Here is a 17800-nt window from a genome sequence, read left to right as displayed (position 1 = left end):
AAAATATTCAAAATAACTATCATTTCCTTATAGTTATGAATAGAATTATTTTTGGTTTTCTTTTAAAATAAGTATATGTAATTAAGAGGGAAGTGTGGTTTTAGCAATTGAATAAAAAGAAAAAGAAGAATCGTGTGTCCTTTCGGTTGAACATGCTATTCTTAATTGTCTTTGTGTTGTTCTCTGTACTTATTTTTAGATTAGGGTTTGTTCAAATTGTCTACGGTGATGACTATAAGCGAGAAATAGAACGAACAGAAGAAATCACTGTAAATAACCCTGTACCTAGGGGAAAGATGTTTGATAGTACAGGAAAGATTATTGTCGATAATATCCCGCAGAATGCCATTACATATACAAATAATGGAGCTAGTCAAGAGGAAATGCTTGATACTGCTGAGAAATTAGCGGAACTAATTGAAAAAGATACAGAAAAAGTCACGGAACGAGATGAAAAAGATTATTGGATTATGATTAATCCTGATCGCGCGGATGAAAAGGTAACAGAGAAAGAAAAGCAAAATATTCGCGAGGACGAAGAAGCTGATTACGATAAAGATGTCTATCAATTAACATTAGATCGTATTACGGAAGAAGAATTGGATGAACTGACAGAAGACGACTTGGAAGTGCTTGCGATCTATCGAGAGTTCTCTAGTGGGTATGCCTTTACACCACAAGTTGTTAAAAATGATGGAGTAACTGCAAAGGAATTCGCCCTAGTAAGCGAAAATTTAGATTATCTTCCAGGGGTTGACACAACAACTGATTGGGACCGTTACTATGCTTTTGATAATACATTGAAATCTGTCCTTGGATCTGTTTCGTCTTCTGAAGAAGGTATTCCGAAAGAAATGCTTGATTACTATTTAGCAAGAGATTATTCAAGAAATGACCGTGTAGGTAAAAGTTATCTTGAATATCAATACGAAGAAGTCCTCCATGGTCAAAAAGCCAAAGTGAAAAATGTCACTGATAAAGGTGGTACGATTCTAGAAACGGTTACAATTTCAGAAGGGCAGCGGGGGAAAGATTTAGTATTAAGTGTCGATATGGATTTACAATTAGCAACAGAAAAAATCATTGAAGAAGAGTTGCGTGCGGCTAAACAAACTGGAGGAACCAGTCTTTTAGATAGAGCCTATGTCGTGTTAATGGATCCGTATAGCGGCGAAATTTTAACAATGGCTGGTAGAAGGCTTGTGAAAGATGAGGAAACAGGCCGAACAAGAATGACGGATGATGCGTTAGGGAATATTACGACCACTTATAACGCCGGTTCCGTAGTCAAAGGGGCTACTATTCTTACGGGCTATAAGGAAGGTGTGATTCAACCTGGTACAGTAATTAATGACCAGCCATTAAAAATTGCTGGTACACCTGTAAAAAAATCATGGAAAACGTTCGGACCAATTAGTGATTTGTACGCATTAAGGGTTTCATCCAATGTGTATATGTTTGAAACAGCCATTCGAATTGGAGGCGGCACATATCGCTATAATAAATCATTGCCGTTAGATCCTAAAGGGTTTGATACAATCAGAGAATCGTTTGCTCAGTTTGGTTTAGGCGTTAGAACAGGGATTGATCTACCAAATGAACAAACAGGATTTAAAGGAATGAGTCAACTCCCTGGATTTATGTTGGACTTAGTGATTGGACAGTATGATACGTACTCTAATATGCAGCTCGTGCAATATGTGTCCACGATTGCTAACGGCGGGAATAGAATGGAGCCTCATGTAGTAAAAGAAATTAGGGAGCCTTTATTAGAAAATGAAGAATTAGGCCCTATTGTAGAAGAAATATCGCCGAAAGTTCTTAATAAACTTGATATGGATGCTTCTTGGATTGAACGTGTAAAAGAGGGATTCCGTCAAGTTGCACAAGAACAACAAGGTACGGCACTATCCTTCTTTGGTGATAAAGAGTATGACCCTGCAGGTAAAACAGGAACAGCAGAGGCTTTCTATGATGGACCACTACGTAGTAATTATGATGAGCCACCTGAAGTAATGAATATCAGCTATGTTGGTTATGCACCTTCTGATAATCCAGAAGTGGCAATTGCTGTCATGGTCCCTTGGGCCTATGAAGGTGGAAGTGGCCATAAAGCAAACATGATTATTGCCGAACGCGTCATGGATGAATACTTTGAATTAAAAGAAGAACGTGCGAAAGAAGAAAGTAAGAAACCAGAAGATTTAACGAAGCAAGAAGTAATTGATGTTAACAAAGAAGAGGATGAATAAGCTTGTTTGTTTTGAAAAACACAAGCATAACAGATACTAATCAACAATCAAACTCGGATTCACCCTTTTTAGGGGAATCCGAGTTATTTTTATGCTTTTCTTTTAGTTTTAGTTTATAACATCAGAAGTGAAAGAGGCAAAGAACGCTGACAATCCTACACAACTACCTCTATATTATCGTTCTTTTACTAAGGAGTGCCTCGACAATCCCCATGTTCATTACTTTGCTTTTACAGCATTGTTTGTTTACAAGGTAATGCTCACTCCAAAAATGAGATATGATTTTCCCTAAATTTCACTTTACATTTCTTCACATTGGTTTACAGAATATTTACACGACATTTATTTCCTATTAACGTTTAGGTCTTATGATGGGTTTGTAGGACAAAACAACTGATTTTCTAGGGGGAATATTTCTAATGAAGAAACGATTCAAGTATGTGGCATCAACATTAATGATTGGTTCTGTTCTTGCTTTTACAACGGCATGTGGAGCAAATGGCGGTGCGAACAGTTCAAGTAATGGAGAGCAAACAACTAGTGAAGAAAATCAACAGTTACAAGGAGAAATCAAAATTGATGGCTCCTCTACAGTTTATCCTATTATGGAAGCTGTTGTTGAAGAATTCAGTATGGATCAGCCAGGCGTACAAGTGTCAGTCGCTTCTTCTGGAACAGGTGGAGGATTTAAACAGTTTATTGCAGGAACAACGGATATCAGTAACGCTTCGAGAGAAATTAAAGATGAAGAGAAAACCCAAATTGAAGAAGCAGGAATTGAGTATTCAGAATTAAAGCTAGCCAACGATGGATTATCAATCGTTGTAAATAAAGAGAATGATTGGGTCGATTCACTTACTATCGAAGAATTGAAAGAGTTATGGATCAATACGGGAGAAACAAAAAAATGGTCAGATATTAGACCAGAATGGCCAGATGAGGAAGTCAAATTTTATTCTCCAGGAACAGACTCTGGAACGTATGATTACTTTAATGAAATCATTCTGGAGGATGAGCCAATTGTAGAACAAGCGACACTGTCAGAAGATGACAACATCCTTGTTCAAGGTGTAGCAGGGGACGAAAATGCCATTGGATTCTTTGGATTTGCTTATTATGTTGAGAATCAAGATAAGCTAAAAGTTGTTCCAATCGATGGTGGGAATGGTCCGGTAGAGCCGACTCATGACACGGTTGAATCAGGGGAGTATGCACCATTATCACGTCCTTTATATATCTACGTGAAAAATGATTCCCTAAAGAATGAAGAAACATATGAATTCGTTAAGTTCACATTAGAAAATGCGGGGGCACTTTCAGAAGATGTCGGTTATGTGAAATTAAAAGATGAAGAATATGAAACAGGGTTATCAACAATTGAAGATTTAAAATAAGTGTTTGAATGATGAAGAGAGATCATCATCGTAATGAAGGGGGGATCAACTATGAATATACAACAAGAAGAAAAAGCGTTTTCTGTGCAAGAACTTATACAACAAAAAAAATCTAAAAGTAAAAATAAACTGAAGTCAGAAAAGATTGTTCCAGTTATCTTATTATTAACCGCGATTGTGTCAGTATTAACGACGATTGGGATCGTTGTAACATTATTTGTGGAAACGACGACTTTTTTCAGTCACGTAAGTATCAAAGAATTTTTTACCGCACAAAAGTGGTATCCATTTTCTGAAACACAAGGCTCATATGGAATCCTACCGCTTATTTCAGGAACGTTAAAAGTTGCTCTTATAGCTGCAGTTGTGGCAGTCCCGATTGGTCTCGCTGTAGCTATTTTCTTGAGTGAGTATGCGAGTGACCGAACAAGGAGAGTTATTAAACCTATTTTAGAAGTATTAGCAGGCGTACCTACTATCGTTTATGGGTTTTTTGCTCTCACTTTTGTGACACCAGTGCTTAGAGAAATGATTCCATCTCTGCAAATATTCAATGCGCTTAGCCCAGGGATTGTTATCGGGATTATGATTACACCGATGATTGCCTCATTATCAGAAGATGCCATGTCGTCTGTACCTAAAGTGATGAAAGAAGGGGCTTATGCATTAGGGGCAACAAAACTTGAAGTGGCCATTAAAATTGTTATACCTGCCGCTGTTTCAGGTATTGTTGCTTCTATTGTATTAGCAATTTCAAGAGCAATAGGTGAAACAATGATTGTCGCTGTTGCAGGAGGCTCCACGCCTAACTTAAGCTTTGACGTGACAAGTAGTATTCAAACAATGACGGCTTATATTGTCCAAGTCAGTCAGGGAGATGCTGGATATGGTACGACCATCTATTATAGTATCTACGCAGTTGGATTTACATTGTTTATTTTCACCTTGTTCATGAATATGCTCGCCCAATTCATCTCCAAGCGCTTTAGGGAGGAATACTAGTATGAAATTAATTAATCATGATCAAGTACTAAAGAAAATGTCACCACGAAAATGGAAAAATTCCGTTTTTAAAGGTTTGTTCATGTTGGCGACTGCGTTTGCATTAGTGGTTCTTGCGATATTATTGTATCGCATTATCACTCAAGGAATTGGTTATTTAGACTGGCAGTTCTTGCAATCTTTACCTTCACGTGATCCAGAACAAGCGGGTATTAAAACAGCTTTAATAGGGACCATTTGGTTAATGGCTGTTGTTGCCCCTGTGACGCTTATACTTGGTGTAGGAACAGCCATTTACTTAGAGGAGTATGCGAGTAAAAATAAGTTTACCTCACTGATTCAGATTAATATATCTAACTTAGCAGGTGTCCCGTCGATTGTTTTTGGATTATTAGGATTAACGGTATTTGTGAGAGCATTAACTTTAGGAACAAGTGTATTGGCCGCAGGCTTAACGATGAGTTTACTCGTATTACCAATCATAATCGTCGCGTCTCAAGAGGCGATTCGAAGTGTACCGATGGAATTAAGAGAAGCGTCATTTGGAATGGGAGCTAATAAATGGCAAACAATTGTAAGGGTGGTTATGCCGGCTGCATTACCTGGCATACTAACAGGAGCAATTTTAGCTCTCTCTAGAGCAATCGGGGAAACGGCACCATTAGTGGTGCTTGGTTTACCACTTTTCTTAGCGTTTTTACCTCAATCTGTTTTCGATATGTTTACTGTCTTACCAATGCAAATCTATAACTGGACGAGTAGACCGCAAGAAGAGTTTCATGCCGTTGCAGCGGGGGGCATTATTGTATTACTAGTAATGTTAATTGTGATGAATTCTATTGCTGTATTGATCAGAAATAAGTTTCAAAAAAGGTATTAAACGAGGAGTGGAGAATATGAGTACATTGGTTGCACCTAAAAAAGAAGCCGCCGATTCACTTGACAACTATAAAAATCTTAATGATAACAATAAAGTTTATCAAACAAAAGAATTAAATTTATGGTATGGAAGTAATCATGCATTAAAACAAATCAATTTAGATATTTATGAAAATGAAGTAACTGCGATTATCGGTCCATCAGGATGTGGTAAATCGACTTATATTAAAGCGTTGAACCGAATGATTGAAATGGTACCATCAGTAAAAACATCAGGAGAAATTCAATATCGTGGACGTAATATTTTTGATAAACGTTATGGTGTTGAAGAATTAAGAACAAAAGTGGGTATGGTGTTCCAAAAGCCGAATCCTTTTCCTAAATCTATCTATGAAAATGTTGTTTATGGTCCGAGAATTCATGGTATAAGAGATAAGAAAGTCCTGAATCAAATTGTTGAAAAAAGTTTAAAAGGGGCAGCGCTTTGGGATGAGGTAAAAGATAGATTGCAGGATAACGCTTATGGTTTATCAGGTGGTCAACAGCAAAGACTATGTATTGCAAGATGTTTGGCGATAGAACCAGATGTTATTCTCATGGATGAACCTACCTCAGCATTAGATCCGATTTCAACACTAAAGGTAGAAGAGCTTGTACAGGTATTAAAAAAAGAATATAGTATCATTATAGTGACTCATAATATGCAACAAGCAGCTAGGATATCTGACCGAACGGCCTTTTTCTTAAACGGTGAAGTAGTAGAATTTGCAGAAACAGATAAAATTTTTTCTAATCCAACTGATAAGAGAACGGAAGATTATATTACCGGCAGGTTCGGCTAATTAAGTAAAGGAGACTGATTATATTGCCAGTAAGAGAGAAGTTTGATGAAGAATTAGCAGTATTAAGAGGAAAATTATTAGACTTAGGTCATTTTGCTGAAAATGCCCTTTCTTTATCGATTCAGGCACTTGAGAATCATGATATAGAACTAGCTTTAGAGATCATGGAAAATGACACAAAAGCAAACATATTGTACGAAGAAATTAATGATTATGCCATTTTATTAATAGCGAAACAACAGCCAGTAGCTATTGACTTGCGAAGAATTATTGTCGCAATAAAGATAGCAACGGATATTGAGAGAATAGCTGATTTTGCTGTGAATATTGCTAAATCAACGATTAGAATTGGGAAAGAAGACCATGTGAAACCAATTGTTCATATTAAACAAATGCATGCGATTTGCTTAACAATGTTAAACGATTCATTAACTGCTTTCAATGAAGAAGATCTTAAAAAAGCAAAAGCCGTTGCTGACATGGATGATGAAGTGGATGATTTATATGGGCAAACGATTGTTGATTTACTGAGAATAAGTGGGGAACAATCTGAGCGAATTCCGCAAATTACTCAATTATCTTTTGTTTGTAGATATTTAGAACGTGCAGCAGATCATGTCACAAACATTTCTGAGCATATCTTCTATTTAGTGAAAGGTAAGCAATTTGATTTGAATGATTGATAAAAGTAACGAACCTCTTTCATCATAGAGGTTCGTTCTTTTATTTATATGAAATGAATGTGAGTCTTATTTATTTGATTAAAAAAATTAGTTACTGATCCAACCACCGTCAACGACCAATTCTATTCCATTAACAAATTTAGATTCGTCTGAAGCAAGGTATAAGTATGCATTTGCAATATCCAATGACTCTCCAGCATAAGGAGGTAATGGAGCTAAACCTTTATAATTCTCTCCCATTTCTTCTTGTGTTTTAATTCCAGCTTTCTCAACCATACCTGTAAAGATTGCACCAGGATGCACGGAATTCACTCGGATGTTATCTTTTCCAAACCACTGAGCACCATGTTTAGTAAGTGCTCTAACTGCGCCTTTTGATGCACTGTACGCTGCACCTTGTGCATCAGCGACACCACCCACAATTGCTGCAATGGAAGATGTATTAATAATTGACCCTTTGCCATTCTGTTGCATATAAGGTATAACGGATTTCATTCCAAGCCATACACCCGTTGTATTAATGGCCATCACTTTATTCCAATCATCTAATTCTGCTTCTAAAATTCCTTTTGCCATATGAATTCCTGCATTATTGACTAAAATATCAATTTTACCGTATTTTTCTATTGTCGTTTGAACGACATTTAACCATGATTCTTGGCTTGAAACATCTAATTTTAAGGCAATGGCTTCTCCACCATTATCAATTATCTCTGCAACTTTCACTTTTAAAGCATCTTCAACTATATCAGTTGCTACAACCTGAGCACCTTCTTTTGCGAAAATTTGTGCACCTGCCAAGCCCATTCCGCTAGCAGCACCAGTGATAATAGCCACTTTTCCAGTTAATCTACCCATATAAAAGACCCCTTTAAATAATTATAGAATATAGCTTTTAAACATTGTTGTAATCGATTACAATACCACTATAATTATTTTTGTTTTCTTTAACAACCAACAAAAAAGTATTTATTTGTTGGGGTTACACGGAGAGGTGGCTAAGTTAATGAGTAAAAATCTAATGACTGAACAAAGAATTAAAGATGCTCTGGTTACATTATTACTACTAAAACCATTTCATAAAATTACAATAACTGACTTAACAACTACTGCAAATATTAATCGCAGCACATATTATTACCATTACTATAGGAAAGAAGAAGTTCTAAAAGAAGTGATGGACGAAGCAATTAGGGACTTAATCTACAAGATGGAAAATAGTACTGCAAATCAACGAGATTATGAAATTGACCAAAGTGTTTTACCTTCTACAAAAGAATTATTTAACCATATATTTAAATATAGACATTATTATAAGTCACTATTACAAAGTGATGTTTCTTATACATTTGAAAATAAGTTTATAAAAGCACTTAAGCAATATGTTCATAATATTCAAATAGACTTTGGAGGAAATGATAAGTTTGTGATAGATCACCAATTATATACAAATTACCAGGCATATACAGTTTTAGGGCTTATTAAGCATTGGATTGATACAGAGTTTGAAGAATCGCCCATTTATTTATCTGAACAACTAACATCTTTATTGCATGTAAAGGTAAATTCTGTATCATTTACTAGCAAAGTGAAATAAAGAAGTAGGAACTTTTTGTGATAAGCATATTCTTTTATTTATTAGATCAAGCGGGGGAATTAAGTGTCAATTTCTAAGTGGACTGATGTAAACAAAGTTCGGTAATCGGCTATATTCTTCGGTAATTTAATAATAAAAAGGCTGTAATTAACTCTATTTTAAGAGTGTAATTGCAGCCAAGTAAGATCCATTGAGATAGAGATTCGTTTTTTATGATTTGCTAAATAAATCAGCAAGCTCTTTATAAGACTGTTGATTATTCACTTGATATGTACCAACACGTAGCTTCTGACTATAATTGAATTCTTTTAAAAAGCTAGTAAAGTCCTCACTATATTCGATGATGCCTGCCTCTTCAAGTTGCTGCGCAATCTCTTGTGGAAGCATACCGCTTTCGATTTTAATTTCTGTTGTAATGGTAGTTTCTTCTTTAGGTACTTCTTCCTGTTGTTTATCAAGTTCTAATTTTTCTTCAATGAGTTTATCGATCTCATCATCCGTCAAAACATGAAAACCTTGTTCTTTTACATAAGCTTGAGCCGCTGTCTCATCAATCATTTGCTTGTTCTCGTCATTCATAAGCATATAACCAATGAGAAGAATTAGGGTTGTACAAAAAACACCAGCTGAAAAGCCTCTTAAAACATATTTTTTCATACTTTTTCACCTTTAAGTTGACTAGCTGTGATAATGGCCAATACTTCATCTTCTAATAAAGAAGATTGCTTAGCGATTTGCTCTGTGGAAAGTCCCTGCTTATGAAGTAAAAGTACTTGATTTTTTATAATATCATGAACTTCCTTCTTCTTAGGTCTAGATAACCCAGTGTCATTCGGAAGTTTGATTTCGTCTATCAGTAATTCTTCTTCTAACAGCTTTAATTTTTTCTTTATTTGATACGTTTCTTTTACATGTTGAATAGATAGTTGGTCAATCTCATCCTTTAAGGAACGGTAAGGATCTTTAAGAAAAAAGGATAAAATAAATAGCAGAAAAGCGATAACTAATAAAACAGCAAATATATATATAATCATTCTCACCTCAAAGCTTTATTATCAAAGTTATTCTACCATAAATATCGACAAGTCGTGCTAACTTTGAAGAATCTCCTATAGAATTTGTCGAGTAAGATATCATAGTTTCTGTCGAATGAATGAAGAAATAGGTCGGTGAAGAAAAAATGCTTATCATAATAACAAGTGTAGCGATAGATAGCATAAACCGACAAAATCTGTTTATTGTGGGCTTGGCCATTCAGTGCTAACATTAATGTATAGAATAATCTGACAAGGGGAATGGTTCGAAAAATGGAAAGTAAACAGAATCACATAATACATTCGTCAGGATTATTACCTTTAAAAACAGAAATTATCAACAAAGATATCTATATTAGTTGGAAGGTTAGGCAAGAAAAATATGACATCCTCTCGCTCTACTACAACAAAGATATAAGAAGTTGCCTGCAAGTAATTCAGCTTCATTCATACAGTAAAAATCATTCCGATCTATATGAATTTTTTATTCCACCATACCAATCGATGAGGGTCATTAGAAACGCCATTAAAACAGAATATCATTCTTACCGCATCACCCTGTGTTTGAAACTAATGGATGATAATTATCTCCCTTTACTTACTACTGAGATAGGTAGTGGAGCGGGAACTGTCAAATTATCATCAGAAATAAGTGCTGACTGGATCCATCAAGTGTGTGGGTATAGTTATTATGAAGTGAAGCAATGACGGAGAGTATTCTACTGTTAAGTTGGGAATACCCACCGTATATTGTTGGTGGCCTTGGTCGCCATGTAAGTGAATTAGCGAGATCACTCGCACAAGAAAAGGTGTCCGTTCATGTGCTAACAGTGAAAAGGCATGAAGTTGACGAAGAATTTGAAGTGCAAAATAATGTAGTCATTCATCGTGTGGCACCGCTTATGCAAACTGGATCATTTCTTCATTGGGTTGCTTCGGTGAATTTAGCAATGGAAGAGAAAGCAAGAGCTTTGATTGAGCAAAATGGTATAGAGATGATTCATGCCCATGATTGGATAGTTGCAGCGAGTAGCATCATTTTAAAGAAGCGAATGGATATACCGCTTATCGCTACCATTCATTCGACTGAGGCAGGTAGACATAATGGAATTCATACAGAGAGTCAAAGCTTTATCGATAGACAAGAAAAATTATTAATGGCATATGCCGATCATCTTGTAGTTTGTAGTCATTTTATGAGAAATGAGTTACTACATAAATACCAACAGCCATCTTCGACCATTTCCATCATTCCAAATGGCGTAAGTAAGCCGATGAAAAAAGATAGGAACCTACAATTTCATTTTGCCCAACATAGACCATACCTCTTTTCGCTGGGGAGGATGGTAGAAGAGAAGGGGTTCGATATTCTTATCGCTCTTGCTGAAAAATTAAAGAGAAAAAATACAAACTTAAAAATCATTGTCGCTGGGGAAGGTCCGTTATTATCGTATTACAGACAAAAAGTTCGTGCTAAACAAATCGATGAATGGATTCAATTTATTGGTTATGTTGACGAATATGAGCGTGATAACTGGATGGAATATGCTAGCTTAGCTATTTTCCCTAGTTTGTACGAACCATTTGGAATAGTTGCTTTAGAAGCGATGGCAGCTGGACTCCCAGTAGTTTTAGCTAAAACTGGCGGGTTCAGTGAAATAATCATTGAAAATGAGTCGGGGCTTTTTTTCGATCCTCGAGATGTAGTAAATCTTGAAAGTAAAATAGATTCTCTACTATTAAAACCTAACTTTAGAAGCCAAATCGTCAGTGCAGCTCAAAAAAGAATCAAGACAGAATTTAGCTGGCAATCGGTAGCGAAACAAACGTTAAAGGTGTATAGAATTCACGGACGAGTCAATAAATTCCAAAGAAAAGGTGATTAAAGTGAAAATAATTGAGCAAACGCCTTACACAACTGAATATTGGAATCAGTCGAATCAGGAAAACTTATTGCATCAAACGTTAGGTATCGCCGTTGGTAAAAGTGTTTATTGGATTGAAATGAATGATATGGCGGAAGGAAGAGAACATCAAGTAGAAGGTTTATCGATACGTACAGAAAAGGTGAGAATTGATCATCATATTTCTATGTTAAATTTCAACATTTACAATGAACTATCTACGAGTAAAGAGATAAAAGTACTTATGGCGCATAGTAATCCAAGAGAGTGTGACTACCAGATTTCTTTTATATCTCCGATTGAACACTTGATATATCACATGATTGATCGCCAATTATTCTTAGTGAATGGTCATTTGAACGGGGTGAAAATGAAGGAAAACACAGTTATGCAACAATCACAAGTGGATAATAACAAAATATGGTCATATGGCAAAGGTGGAAAACAAACATTATCATACAATCCAATAGGAAAAGGAAAGGTAGTTAGTTTATGTGGGGATACTGTTAAAATAACAGGGAAATCTGCTATTGACGGACAAGCTTGGTCAATTACAGATGATTGTCAAAAACAGCTTTTACAAGTAAATCAAACACTTTTAAAAAAACATACTAGCATTTCAAACTAAAAAGTGATATTATATAAAAGTCGTATGAAACGAACTAGTGCTTAGTAGTTTGGAGGGAAATGACATGCGTGTAAATATTACGTTAGCTTGCACAGAATGCGGAGATCGTAACTATATTTCTAAAAAAAATAAAAGAAACAATCCAGATCGTCTTGAGCTAAAAAAATACTGCCCAAGAGAAAAGCGTTCTACAACACACCGTGAGACAAAATAAGCAGTAGGTAGATTCCTGCTGCTTTTTTTGTCTCTTTTTTTATGGTTTCATCACGGGGGTGATACCGGGTAAGGTTCAAGAGGTGAAATTACGAGTAATGGTTGTGACTTCATATGTTTAGTTTGAAACTAATATTTTTATAAGATAAGTGTGTTTTTTATAAATAGAGGTATAGGAGAGTTAAATGGTGGATAAAAAACAACTGAGAAAGATGATTATGCAACAATTAACAGAAATGCCTAGTGAACAATATTCATCACTATCAGAAAAATTAGCATCGCAATTATTCCTCACATCTCATTGGCAACAATCCAAAGTAGTTGCCCTTACAATATCACGCTTTCCAGAAGTCGATACTTTTCCAATTATTAATAAGGCTTGGTCAGAGGGAAAACAAGTGGCTATTCCAAAATGCTTACCTAAAACGAGGGAAATGAATTTCAGGATTTTTTCAAGTTATGACAATCTTGAAGTCGTCTATTCTGGATTACAAGAACCAGTAGTAGACAAAACTAAGAGTGTTCAGCCTTCTGAAATTGATTTATTAATAGTTCCAGGCGTTGCTTATACATTAAAGGGAGATCGTATTGGTTTTGGAGGCGGTTATTATGATCGTTATTTAGTGGATTATAACGGCTTTACACTTTCATTAGCTTTCCCCCAGCAAGTGGTTAATAAAATACCATTAGACCAACATGATCTACCTGTTCAAAAGATTATTACAATAACGGAGTGAAAGAATTGATATTTATTTTTCTTGTACTCATTGCCGCCTTTTTAGGCTACCTTCTTCAACTTCTTACAAAGTCAGGCGCCATAGCAGCAATTGTTGTGGGTGTATTGATTAACTTAGGTTTTGGGTGGAGGGGACTGCTGCTGCTTGGCTTCTTTTTCACTAGTTCAAGCTTATTGTCTAAATACAAGAAAAAGCAGAAGCAACAAATCGAAGCACGCCATGAAAAAGGGTCTACTAGAGATTGGCAGCAAGTGGTTGCTAATGGTGGGTTACCTGCATTATTTAGTGTGCTTTTTATTATTTTTCCATCTCCCATTTTTTTTATAGCTTTTACAATAACCATTGCGAGTGCGAATTCAGATACTTGGGCCTCAGAGATAGGTTCATTAAGTAAAAGAAGACCTTTGTCAATTCAGCATTTTAAGCAGGTAGAACCTGGTACTTCAGGAGCGATGAGTTTCCTCGGAACCTTTGCTGCAATAATGGGTTCCTTCTCTATTGCTATTATTGCTATGTTGTCCTATTCATTATCTTTTTCCACCATGTTTATTATATTTGTCTTTGGTTTCCTCGGAAATATCTTGGATACCTTATTAGGTGCCTTCATACAGGTAACTTATCGTTGTCCGTCTTGTGAGATGGTGGTCGAATCGAAATGGCATTGTAATCGTAAAACGGTACATATAAGCGGTAACACAATAGTTAATAATGACCTTGTTAACCTTTCATCTTGTGCTCTTGCGAGTTTATTAGGTGTTTTGTTCTTTGTGACTGTAGCAGGTGGATAATTGCAGAGAATGATTCGCATAATAGTGATAGACAGGAGGGAATGAAATGGGAAAAATAATGACTTTGATACTGTTTGTATTGTCAGGTGTTTTCATTTATCAGTATCGTTATCGCTTAGTTGGTCTTTTAGCGAGACAAAATTTTATCATTGCTACCATATTAAATTGCCCTTTTTTAAGAGAGAAAGCAATGAAGCTAGTTTTTCCTCAACCACAATATAATGATGAACGTTTATAACAATGTACTTTTTGGCCCTGTTTATATAAGGGCTTTTTATTTTGTTAAAAAGAAACATTGACTATAATAAGATATATAACTGTAAGGAAGTGAGAAAACAGTGCATAGTAAAGAGGCTTATTTATTTTGGTCATTGGCCAATCATCTGCTACATAAAGAAGAATATCGCTTCATTCAGCTTTCTGAAAAACAAGATGAACTCTGGATTGAGAAGTTAGAGAATAAACAGACAAAAATCATTCGTTTGCTAAGGAAGGATTTAGATTGGAGTAACTGGTTACAAAGAGATATAGAATCAGTTGCCTTTAATGGTGAGCGTATTCGAAAACAAGTAAGGCATAGAGAAATGACTGTGCTCAATATATATATTTCACCATTTGTACCTGTTGACGATTATGAGGATAAGCTTAATAAGCCCTTTCAGCATTCCAAAATGGAGAAGACAACGGTTGAATCTGTCATTATGACTGTGGATAGGCTGGAAGAGGTGGCCAAACAGTTGCAGCGACACTTTATGAAACCTCTTCTCTTTTTAGAAGAACCATCTGAAGATATTGATGAACAAGTAATTGAAAACTTAAAAAAACAGACATTATGGCTAGCAGCAAATAAAGCGAAAGAAGAAACAGAGGTTTTTAATCAAGGTAAGCCCATTTTTACATATCTATTTATTGTGCTACAAGTCCTAGCTTTTCTTTGGCTGGAGTGGAAAGGTGGAAGTACAAATACCTCGGTGCTGATTGAAAGTGGAGCAAAATATAATCCACTTATTTTGGCAGGTGAGTGGTGGCGTTTTTTCACACCGATCATTTTACATATTGGTTTCCTGCATTTATTGATGAATACTCTTGCTCTTTTTTATTTAGGCTCTGCTGTTGAACGAATAATGGGCAATACAAGGTTTATAGTTATTTACTTGTTATCTGGTTTTATGGGTTCATTGCTTAGTTTTATTACTAGTCCTAACGTATCGGCTGGAGCGAGCGGAGCGATATTTGGCTGTTTTGGAGCGTTGCTTTTCTTTGGGATATTGAAACCAAAATTATTTTTCCGCACAATGGGTATGAACATTATCGTTGTTCTTGTGTTTAACCTTGCATTAGGCTTTATGATCCCAGGAATTGATAACGCTGGTCATATTGGTGGTTTAATTGGCGGGTTCTTAGCAACGGGAATCGTTCTTTTGCCTAAGAAGAGAAACAGGATTGCTCAACTATTGATAGCTTGTTTCACGGCTCTTCTCATAAGTGGAGGTCTCTATTATGGCTTTCATTTCCCTAATGATCAAACACAAGAAGAGATGGCTTTGATTGAAGCACAAACTTATTTAGAAAAAGAAAATTACTCAATGATGATTAAAGAGCTTACTCCGTTTGATAAAGAAGGTGCAACCGCACAAACTTATTTTTTATTGTCCTATGCGGAAATTCAATTAGGAGAAACAGAGAAAGCGAAGCGTCATTTGCATCTTGCTATTGAAGTAAACGAACAATTCCATGAAGCTTACTATAATCTTTCCTTATTATATTTAAGGGAAGGCAATACGGATGAAGCGAAAAAGTATCTTGATCAAGCTGTAGAATTACACGACTCAGAAGACTATCGGCAGCTACTAGACAATCTAAATGAAAACAAATAAGATATTTCGACAGGAAGGGAATATTTCCTAGGAAATTCTACATCTTTTCTTAGAAACTTAAAAAACTTGTTGTTTAACATAATGTAAAAGGAATCAACCTCTTAGGAGGGTATGATTCCTTTTTAGTATGTCTATGATGTTTGTTAGGAATATATTTGAATGAGGTGAACTCATGGAAACAAACAAACATCATAAAGTATCTAAGGAATTGATTAACAATACATCATATTTAAAAGAAGCATTAGCAGTCGGAAAAAACTTTGATGTGTTACAAATAGATGTGGAATATACTGGGATTGACATGGCAATCTATTTGGTTGATGGCTTTGCTAAAGATGATATTATGAATCGGTTAATGGAATTTCTTGCTCAGCTTGGAAGAGAACAATTAGAAGAGGATACTGTTCCGAAGCTAATGAAGAGATATATCCCTTATATCGAAATTGCTACAGAAAGTGATCTGGATGCAATTGTTGATGCTGTATTAGCTGGTCAAACGGCATTGGTCATTGATGGAGCAGATGAAGCGATATTAATTGATACAAGGTCTTATCCGGCCCGCGGCCCGGAAGAGCCTGATATTGAAAGGGTTGTAAGAGGCGCAAGGGATGGCTATGTTGAAACATTAGTTTTTAATACAGCACTAACGAGGCGGCGGATAAGAGATCGAACGTTAAGAATGGAGTATTTACAAATCGGTAGACGCTCAAAAACTGATATTGTCATAACTTATATTGAAGATATTGCAGACCCTGAGTTGGTCAATAAAATAAAAGATAGTGTATCTAAAATTGATACAGATGGCTTACCGATGGCCGAGAAGACAATTGAAGAATACATTTCTGGTCAGCATTGGAATCCTTATCCGATGGTTAGGTATACAGAGAGACCGGACACAGCAGCTTCGCATTTATTTGAAGGTCATGTATGTATCATAGTGGATGGTTCACCGAGTGTGATTATAACACCGACTACTTTCTGGCATCATTTGCAGCATGCAGAGGAATATCGAAACAAACCGATTATTGGTGCTTATTTAAAATTCGTTCGCTTTATTTCCGTATGGGCTTCGCTGTTCCTTTTACCTATTTGGTTTTTATTTGCTGCGAATCCAAGTTTATTACCAGATTCTCTATCATTTATAGGACCAGAAGAGGCAGGGAAAATCCCTTTGATTTTGCAAATCTTAATTATTGAAGTAGGTATTGATATGTTGAGGATGGCCTCCATTCATACCCCCTCGAGTCTTGCTACTGCTCTCGGCTTAGTAGCGGCACTCATGATAGGTGATTTGGCTGTTTCAGTGGGCTTATTTACAAGTGAAGTCGTTCTTTATTTTGCGATTGTAGCAATTGGTACATTTGCTACACCAAGTTACGAATTAGGATTAGCTAATCGAATTGTTCGTATTGTTTTATTATTACTGACAAGTGTATTTCATATGTATGGTTTTATCATCGGTATCACACTATTTGTCATTTGGTTGTCTAAAATGAAGTCTTTCGGAGTCCCTTACTTATGGCCGTTTATTCCCTTTAACCTAAGAGCCTTTAGAGATGTCCTTTTACGGTCACCAATGCCTTTGAAAAATAGACGTCCAAGAATGTTGCATCCAAAAGATCCAGATAGATAAAAGAACACTTTTCTTTTGATCGTTAGAATTACTCTTTCTCTCATGTTTTAATGATTGAGGAAGAGTTTTTTTTCGTTTATACTTTGCTTTATGAAAGAAAGAATCGAGGGAATGAATGTGAAAAGTTTTTATGATGTACAACAGTTGTTAAAAGCATATGGTGCTATTATTTATATGGGTGAACGTTTATTGGATATTGAAATGATGGAGCTTGAAGTGAGTGAATTATATAAAGCAAAAATAATTGAAGTAGATACCTATCGAGATGCTTTATTAGTCTTAAGGGCTGAGAGAGAAAAAGAGAAAAAGAAAACAAGAAAATAGTTGCTCATTACTT

20 protein-coding genes are annotated in these 17800 nt (G+C 35.8%); 17 read left to right on the top strand and 3 right to left on the bottom strand.

Annotation, left to right across the window (positions count from 1 at the left end):
- Positions 1–152 precede the first annotated feature (152 nt).
- From MKX78_RS16220 to phoU, 6 genes are all read left to right on the top strand, one after another.
- Entirely contained in the window at positions 153–2252 is a 2100-nt protein-coding gene (locus tag MKX78_RS16220) for a peptidoglycan D,D-transpeptidase FtsI family protein (protein WP_095373645.1), read from the top strand.
- A gap of 419 nt (positions 2253–2671) precedes the next feature.
- Positions 2672–3646: a PstS family phosphate ABC transporter substrate-binding protein gene (locus MKX78_RS16215; protein WP_095372557.1), complete on the top strand. Its 975-nt coding sequence runs from the start codon at positions 2672–2674 to the stop codon at positions 3644–3646.
- 51 nt (positions 3647–3697) lie between these two features.
- Positions 3698–4648, top strand: a complete 951-nt coding sequence (gene pstC / locus MKX78_RS16210) for a phosphate ABC transporter permease subunit PstC (RefSeq protein ID WP_095372558.1) — start codon at positions 3698–3700, stop codon at positions 4646–4648.
- A 1-nt stretch (position 4649) separates the two neighbouring features.
- The gene (pstA, locus tag MKX78_RS16205; RefSeq protein ID WP_095372559.1) at positions 4650–5528 is read left to right on the top strand and encodes a phosphate ABC transporter permease PstA; all 879 of its coding nucleotides are present in this window, start codon (positions 4650–4652) and stop codon (positions 5526–5528) included.
- A 25-nt stretch (positions 5529–5553) separates the two neighbouring features.
- Positions 5554–6369, top strand: a complete 816-nt coding sequence (gene pstB, locus MKX78_RS16200; RefSeq protein WP_370873266.1) for a phosphate ABC transporter ATP-binding protein PstB — start codon at positions 5554–5556, stop codon at positions 6367–6369.
- A 23-nt stretch (positions 6370–6392) separates the two neighbouring features.
- Positions 6393–7052 (top strand): phosphate signaling complex protein PhoU, encoded by a 660-nt coding sequence (phoU, locus tag MKX78_RS16195; RefSeq protein WP_180316949.1) that lies wholly within the window; start codon positions 6393–6395, stop codon positions 7050–7052.
- Positions 7053–7139: 87 nt separating this feature from the next.
- Here the strand turns inward: phoU and MKX78_RS16190 are convergent, their stop codons facing one another.
- Positions 7140–7910 (bottom strand): SDR family NAD(P)-dependent oxidoreductase, encoded by a 771-nt coding sequence (locus MKX78_RS16190; protein WP_307312890.1) that lies wholly within the window; start codon positions 7908–7910, stop codon positions 7140–7142.
- 148 nt (positions 7911–8058) lie between these two features.
- On the opposite strand from MKX78_RS16190, the gene MKX78_RS16185 reads away from it, so the two are divergent.
- Positions 8059–8649 (top strand): TetR/AcrR family transcriptional regulator, encoded by a 591-nt coding sequence (locus tag MKX78_RS16185; protein ID WP_095372563.1) that lies wholly within the window; start codon positions 8059–8061, stop codon positions 8647–8649.
- A gap of 210 nt (positions 8650–8859) precedes the next feature.
- On the opposite strand, the gene MKX78_RS16180 is transcribed toward MKX78_RS16185, so the two are convergent.
- Both MKX78_RS16180 and MKX78_RS16175 read right to left on the bottom strand, forming a co-directional pair.
- Entirely contained in the window at positions 8860–9306 is a 447-nt protein-coding gene (locus MKX78_RS16180) for an endolytic transglycosylase MltG (protein WP_095372564.1), read from the bottom strand.
- Positions 9303–9683 carry a hypothetical protein gene (locus MKX78_RS16175; protein WP_095372565.1) on the bottom strand — a complete coding sequence of 127 codons (381 nt, stop codon included), beginning with the start codon at positions 9681–9683 and terminating at the stop codon, positions 9303–9305. Before MKX78_RS16175 ends, MKX78_RS16180 begins: the two co-directional genes overlap by 4 nt.
- 273 nt (positions 9684–9956) lie before the next feature.
- On the opposite strand from MKX78_RS16175, the gene MKX78_RS16170 reads away from it, so the two are divergent.
- The 10 genes from MKX78_RS16170 to MKX78_RS16125 all read left to right on the top strand — a co-directional run bounded on the left by MKX78_RS16170 (position 9957) and on the right by MKX78_RS16125 (position 17787).
- Complete coding sequence (locus MKX78_RS16170; RefSeq protein ID WP_341051603.1) at positions 9957–10391, top strand: hypothetical protein; 435 nt, start codon at positions 9957–9959, stop codon at positions 10389–10391.
- Positions 10388–11569: a glycosyltransferase family 4 protein gene (locus MKX78_RS16165; protein WP_095372567.1), complete on the top strand. Its 1182-nt coding sequence runs from the start codon at positions 10388–10390 to the stop codon at positions 11567–11569. The genes MKX78_RS16170 and MKX78_RS16165 overlap by 4 nt, the downstream gene beginning before the upstream one ends.
- Before the next feature lies 1 nt (position 11570).
- Entirely contained in the window at positions 11571–12215 is a 645-nt protein-coding gene (locus tag MKX78_RS16160; protein WP_095372568.1) for a hypothetical protein, read from the top strand.
- Between the two features lie 64 nt (positions 12216–12279).
- Positions 12280–12429: a 50S ribosomal protein L33 gene (rpmG, locus tag MKX78_RS16155; RefSeq protein ID WP_057771568.1), complete on the top strand. Its 150-nt coding sequence runs from the start codon at positions 12280–12282 to the stop codon at positions 12427–12429.
- A 184-nt stretch (positions 12430–12613) separates the two neighbouring features.
- A complete protein-coding gene (locus MKX78_RS16150) occupies positions 12614–13165 on the top strand; it encodes a 5-formyltetrahydrofolate cyclo-ligase (protein ID WP_341051598.1) in 552 nt (183 codons plus the stop codon).
- Positions 13162–13953 (top strand): DUF92 domain-containing protein, encoded by a 792-nt coding sequence (locus MKX78_RS16145; protein WP_370873258.1) that lies wholly within the window; start codon positions 13162–13164, stop codon positions 13951–13953. Before MKX78_RS16150 ends, MKX78_RS16145 begins: the two co-directional genes overlap by 4 nt.
- Positions 13954–13999: 46 nt before the next feature.
- Positions 14000–14191 carry a hypothetical protein gene (locus MKX78_RS16140; RefSeq protein ID WP_307312900.1) on the top strand — a complete coding sequence of 64 codons (192 nt, stop codon included), beginning with the start codon at positions 14000–14002 and terminating at the stop codon, positions 14189–14191.
- Between the two features lie 100 nt (positions 14192–14291).
- Positions 14292–15830: a rhomboid family intramembrane serine protease gene (locus MKX78_RS16135; RefSeq protein WP_307312901.1), complete on the top strand. Its 1539-nt coding sequence runs from the start codon at positions 14292–14294 to the stop codon at positions 15828–15830.
- A gap of 172 nt (positions 15831–16002) precedes the next feature.
- A complete protein-coding gene (locus MKX78_RS16130; protein WP_095372573.1) occupies positions 16003–17463 on the top strand; it encodes a spore germination protein in 1461 nt (486 codons plus the stop codon).
- 117 nt (positions 17464–17580) lie between these two features.
- Positions 17581–17787, top strand: coding sequence for a YqgQ family protein (locus MKX78_RS16125; RefSeq protein ID WP_095373646.1), 207 nt, complete (start codon positions 17581–17583; stop codon positions 17785–17787).
- The last annotated feature ends 13 nt before the right edge of the window (positions 17788–17800 follow it).

This window comes from Cytobacillus sp. FSL R5-0569, from assembly GCF_038007265.1.
In the GTDB taxonomy this organism is placed as follows: domain Bacteria; phylum Bacillota; class Bacilli; order Bacillales; family Cytobacillaceae; genus Cytobacillus; species Cytobacillus kochii.
Note: the sequence above shows the minus strand (reverse complement) of the source record. Positions and strands in the feature narration are given on the sequence as shown.

What these genes read in the sequence shown, in the direction of transcription:
- MKX78_RS16140 (WP_307312900.1), top strand. Translation starts at nt 14,000, where the DNA reads ATGGGAAAAATAATGACTTTGATACTGTTTGTATTGTCAGGTGTTTTC.
- MKX78_RS16165 (WP_095372567.1), top strand. Translation starts at nt 10,388, where the DNA reads ATGACGGAGAGTATTCTACTGTTAAGTTGGGAATACCCACCGTATATT.
- MKX78_RS16185 (WP_095372563.1), top strand. Translation starts at nt 8,059, where the DNA reads ATGAGTAAAAATCTAATGACTGAACAAAGAATTAAAGATGCTCTGGTT.
- pstA (WP_095372559.1), top strand. Translation starts at nt 4,650, where the DNA reads ATGAAATTAATTAATCATGATCAAGTACTAAAGAAAATGTCACCACGA.
- MKX78_RS16130 (WP_095372573.1), top strand. Translation starts at nt 16,003, where the DNA reads ATGGAAACAAACAAACATCATAAAGTATCTAAGGAATTGATTAACAAT.
- MKX78_RS16175 (WP_095372565.1), bottom strand. Translation starts at nt 9,683, where the DNA reads ATGATTATATATATATTTGCTGTTTTATTAGTTATCGCTTTTCTGCTA.
- MKX78_RS16170 (WP_341051603.1), top strand. Translation starts at nt 9,957, where the DNA reads ATGGAAAGTAAACAGAATCACATAATACATTCGTCAGGATTATTACCT.
- rpmG (WP_057771568.1), top strand. Translation starts at nt 12,280, where the DNA reads ATGCGTGTAAATATTACGTTAGCTTGCACAGAATGCGGAGATCGTAAC.
- MKX78_RS16190 (WP_307312890.1), bottom strand. Translation starts at nt 7,910, where the DNA reads ATGGGTAGATTAACTGGAAAAGTGGCTATTATCACTGGTGCTGCTAGC.
- pstC (WP_095372558.1), top strand. Translation starts at nt 3,698, where the DNA reads ATGAATATACAACAAGAAGAAAAAGCGTTTTCTGTGCAAGAACTTATA.
- MKX78_RS16215 (WP_095372557.1), top strand. Translation starts at nt 2,672, where the DNA reads ATGAAGAAACGATTCAAGTATGTGGCATCAACATTAATGATTGGTTCT.
- MKX78_RS16150 (WP_341051598.1), top strand. Translation starts at nt 12,614, where the DNA reads ATGGTGGATAAAAAACAACTGAGAAAGATGATTATGCAACAATTAACA.
- MKX78_RS16220 (WP_095373645.1), top strand. Translation starts at nt 153, where the DNA reads ATGCTATTCTTAATTGTCTTTGTGTTGTTCTCTGTACTTATTTTTAGA.
- MKX78_RS16180 (WP_095372564.1), bottom strand. Translation starts at nt 9,306, where the DNA reads ATGAAAAAATATGTTTTAAGAGGCTTTTCAGCTGGTGTTTTTTGTACA.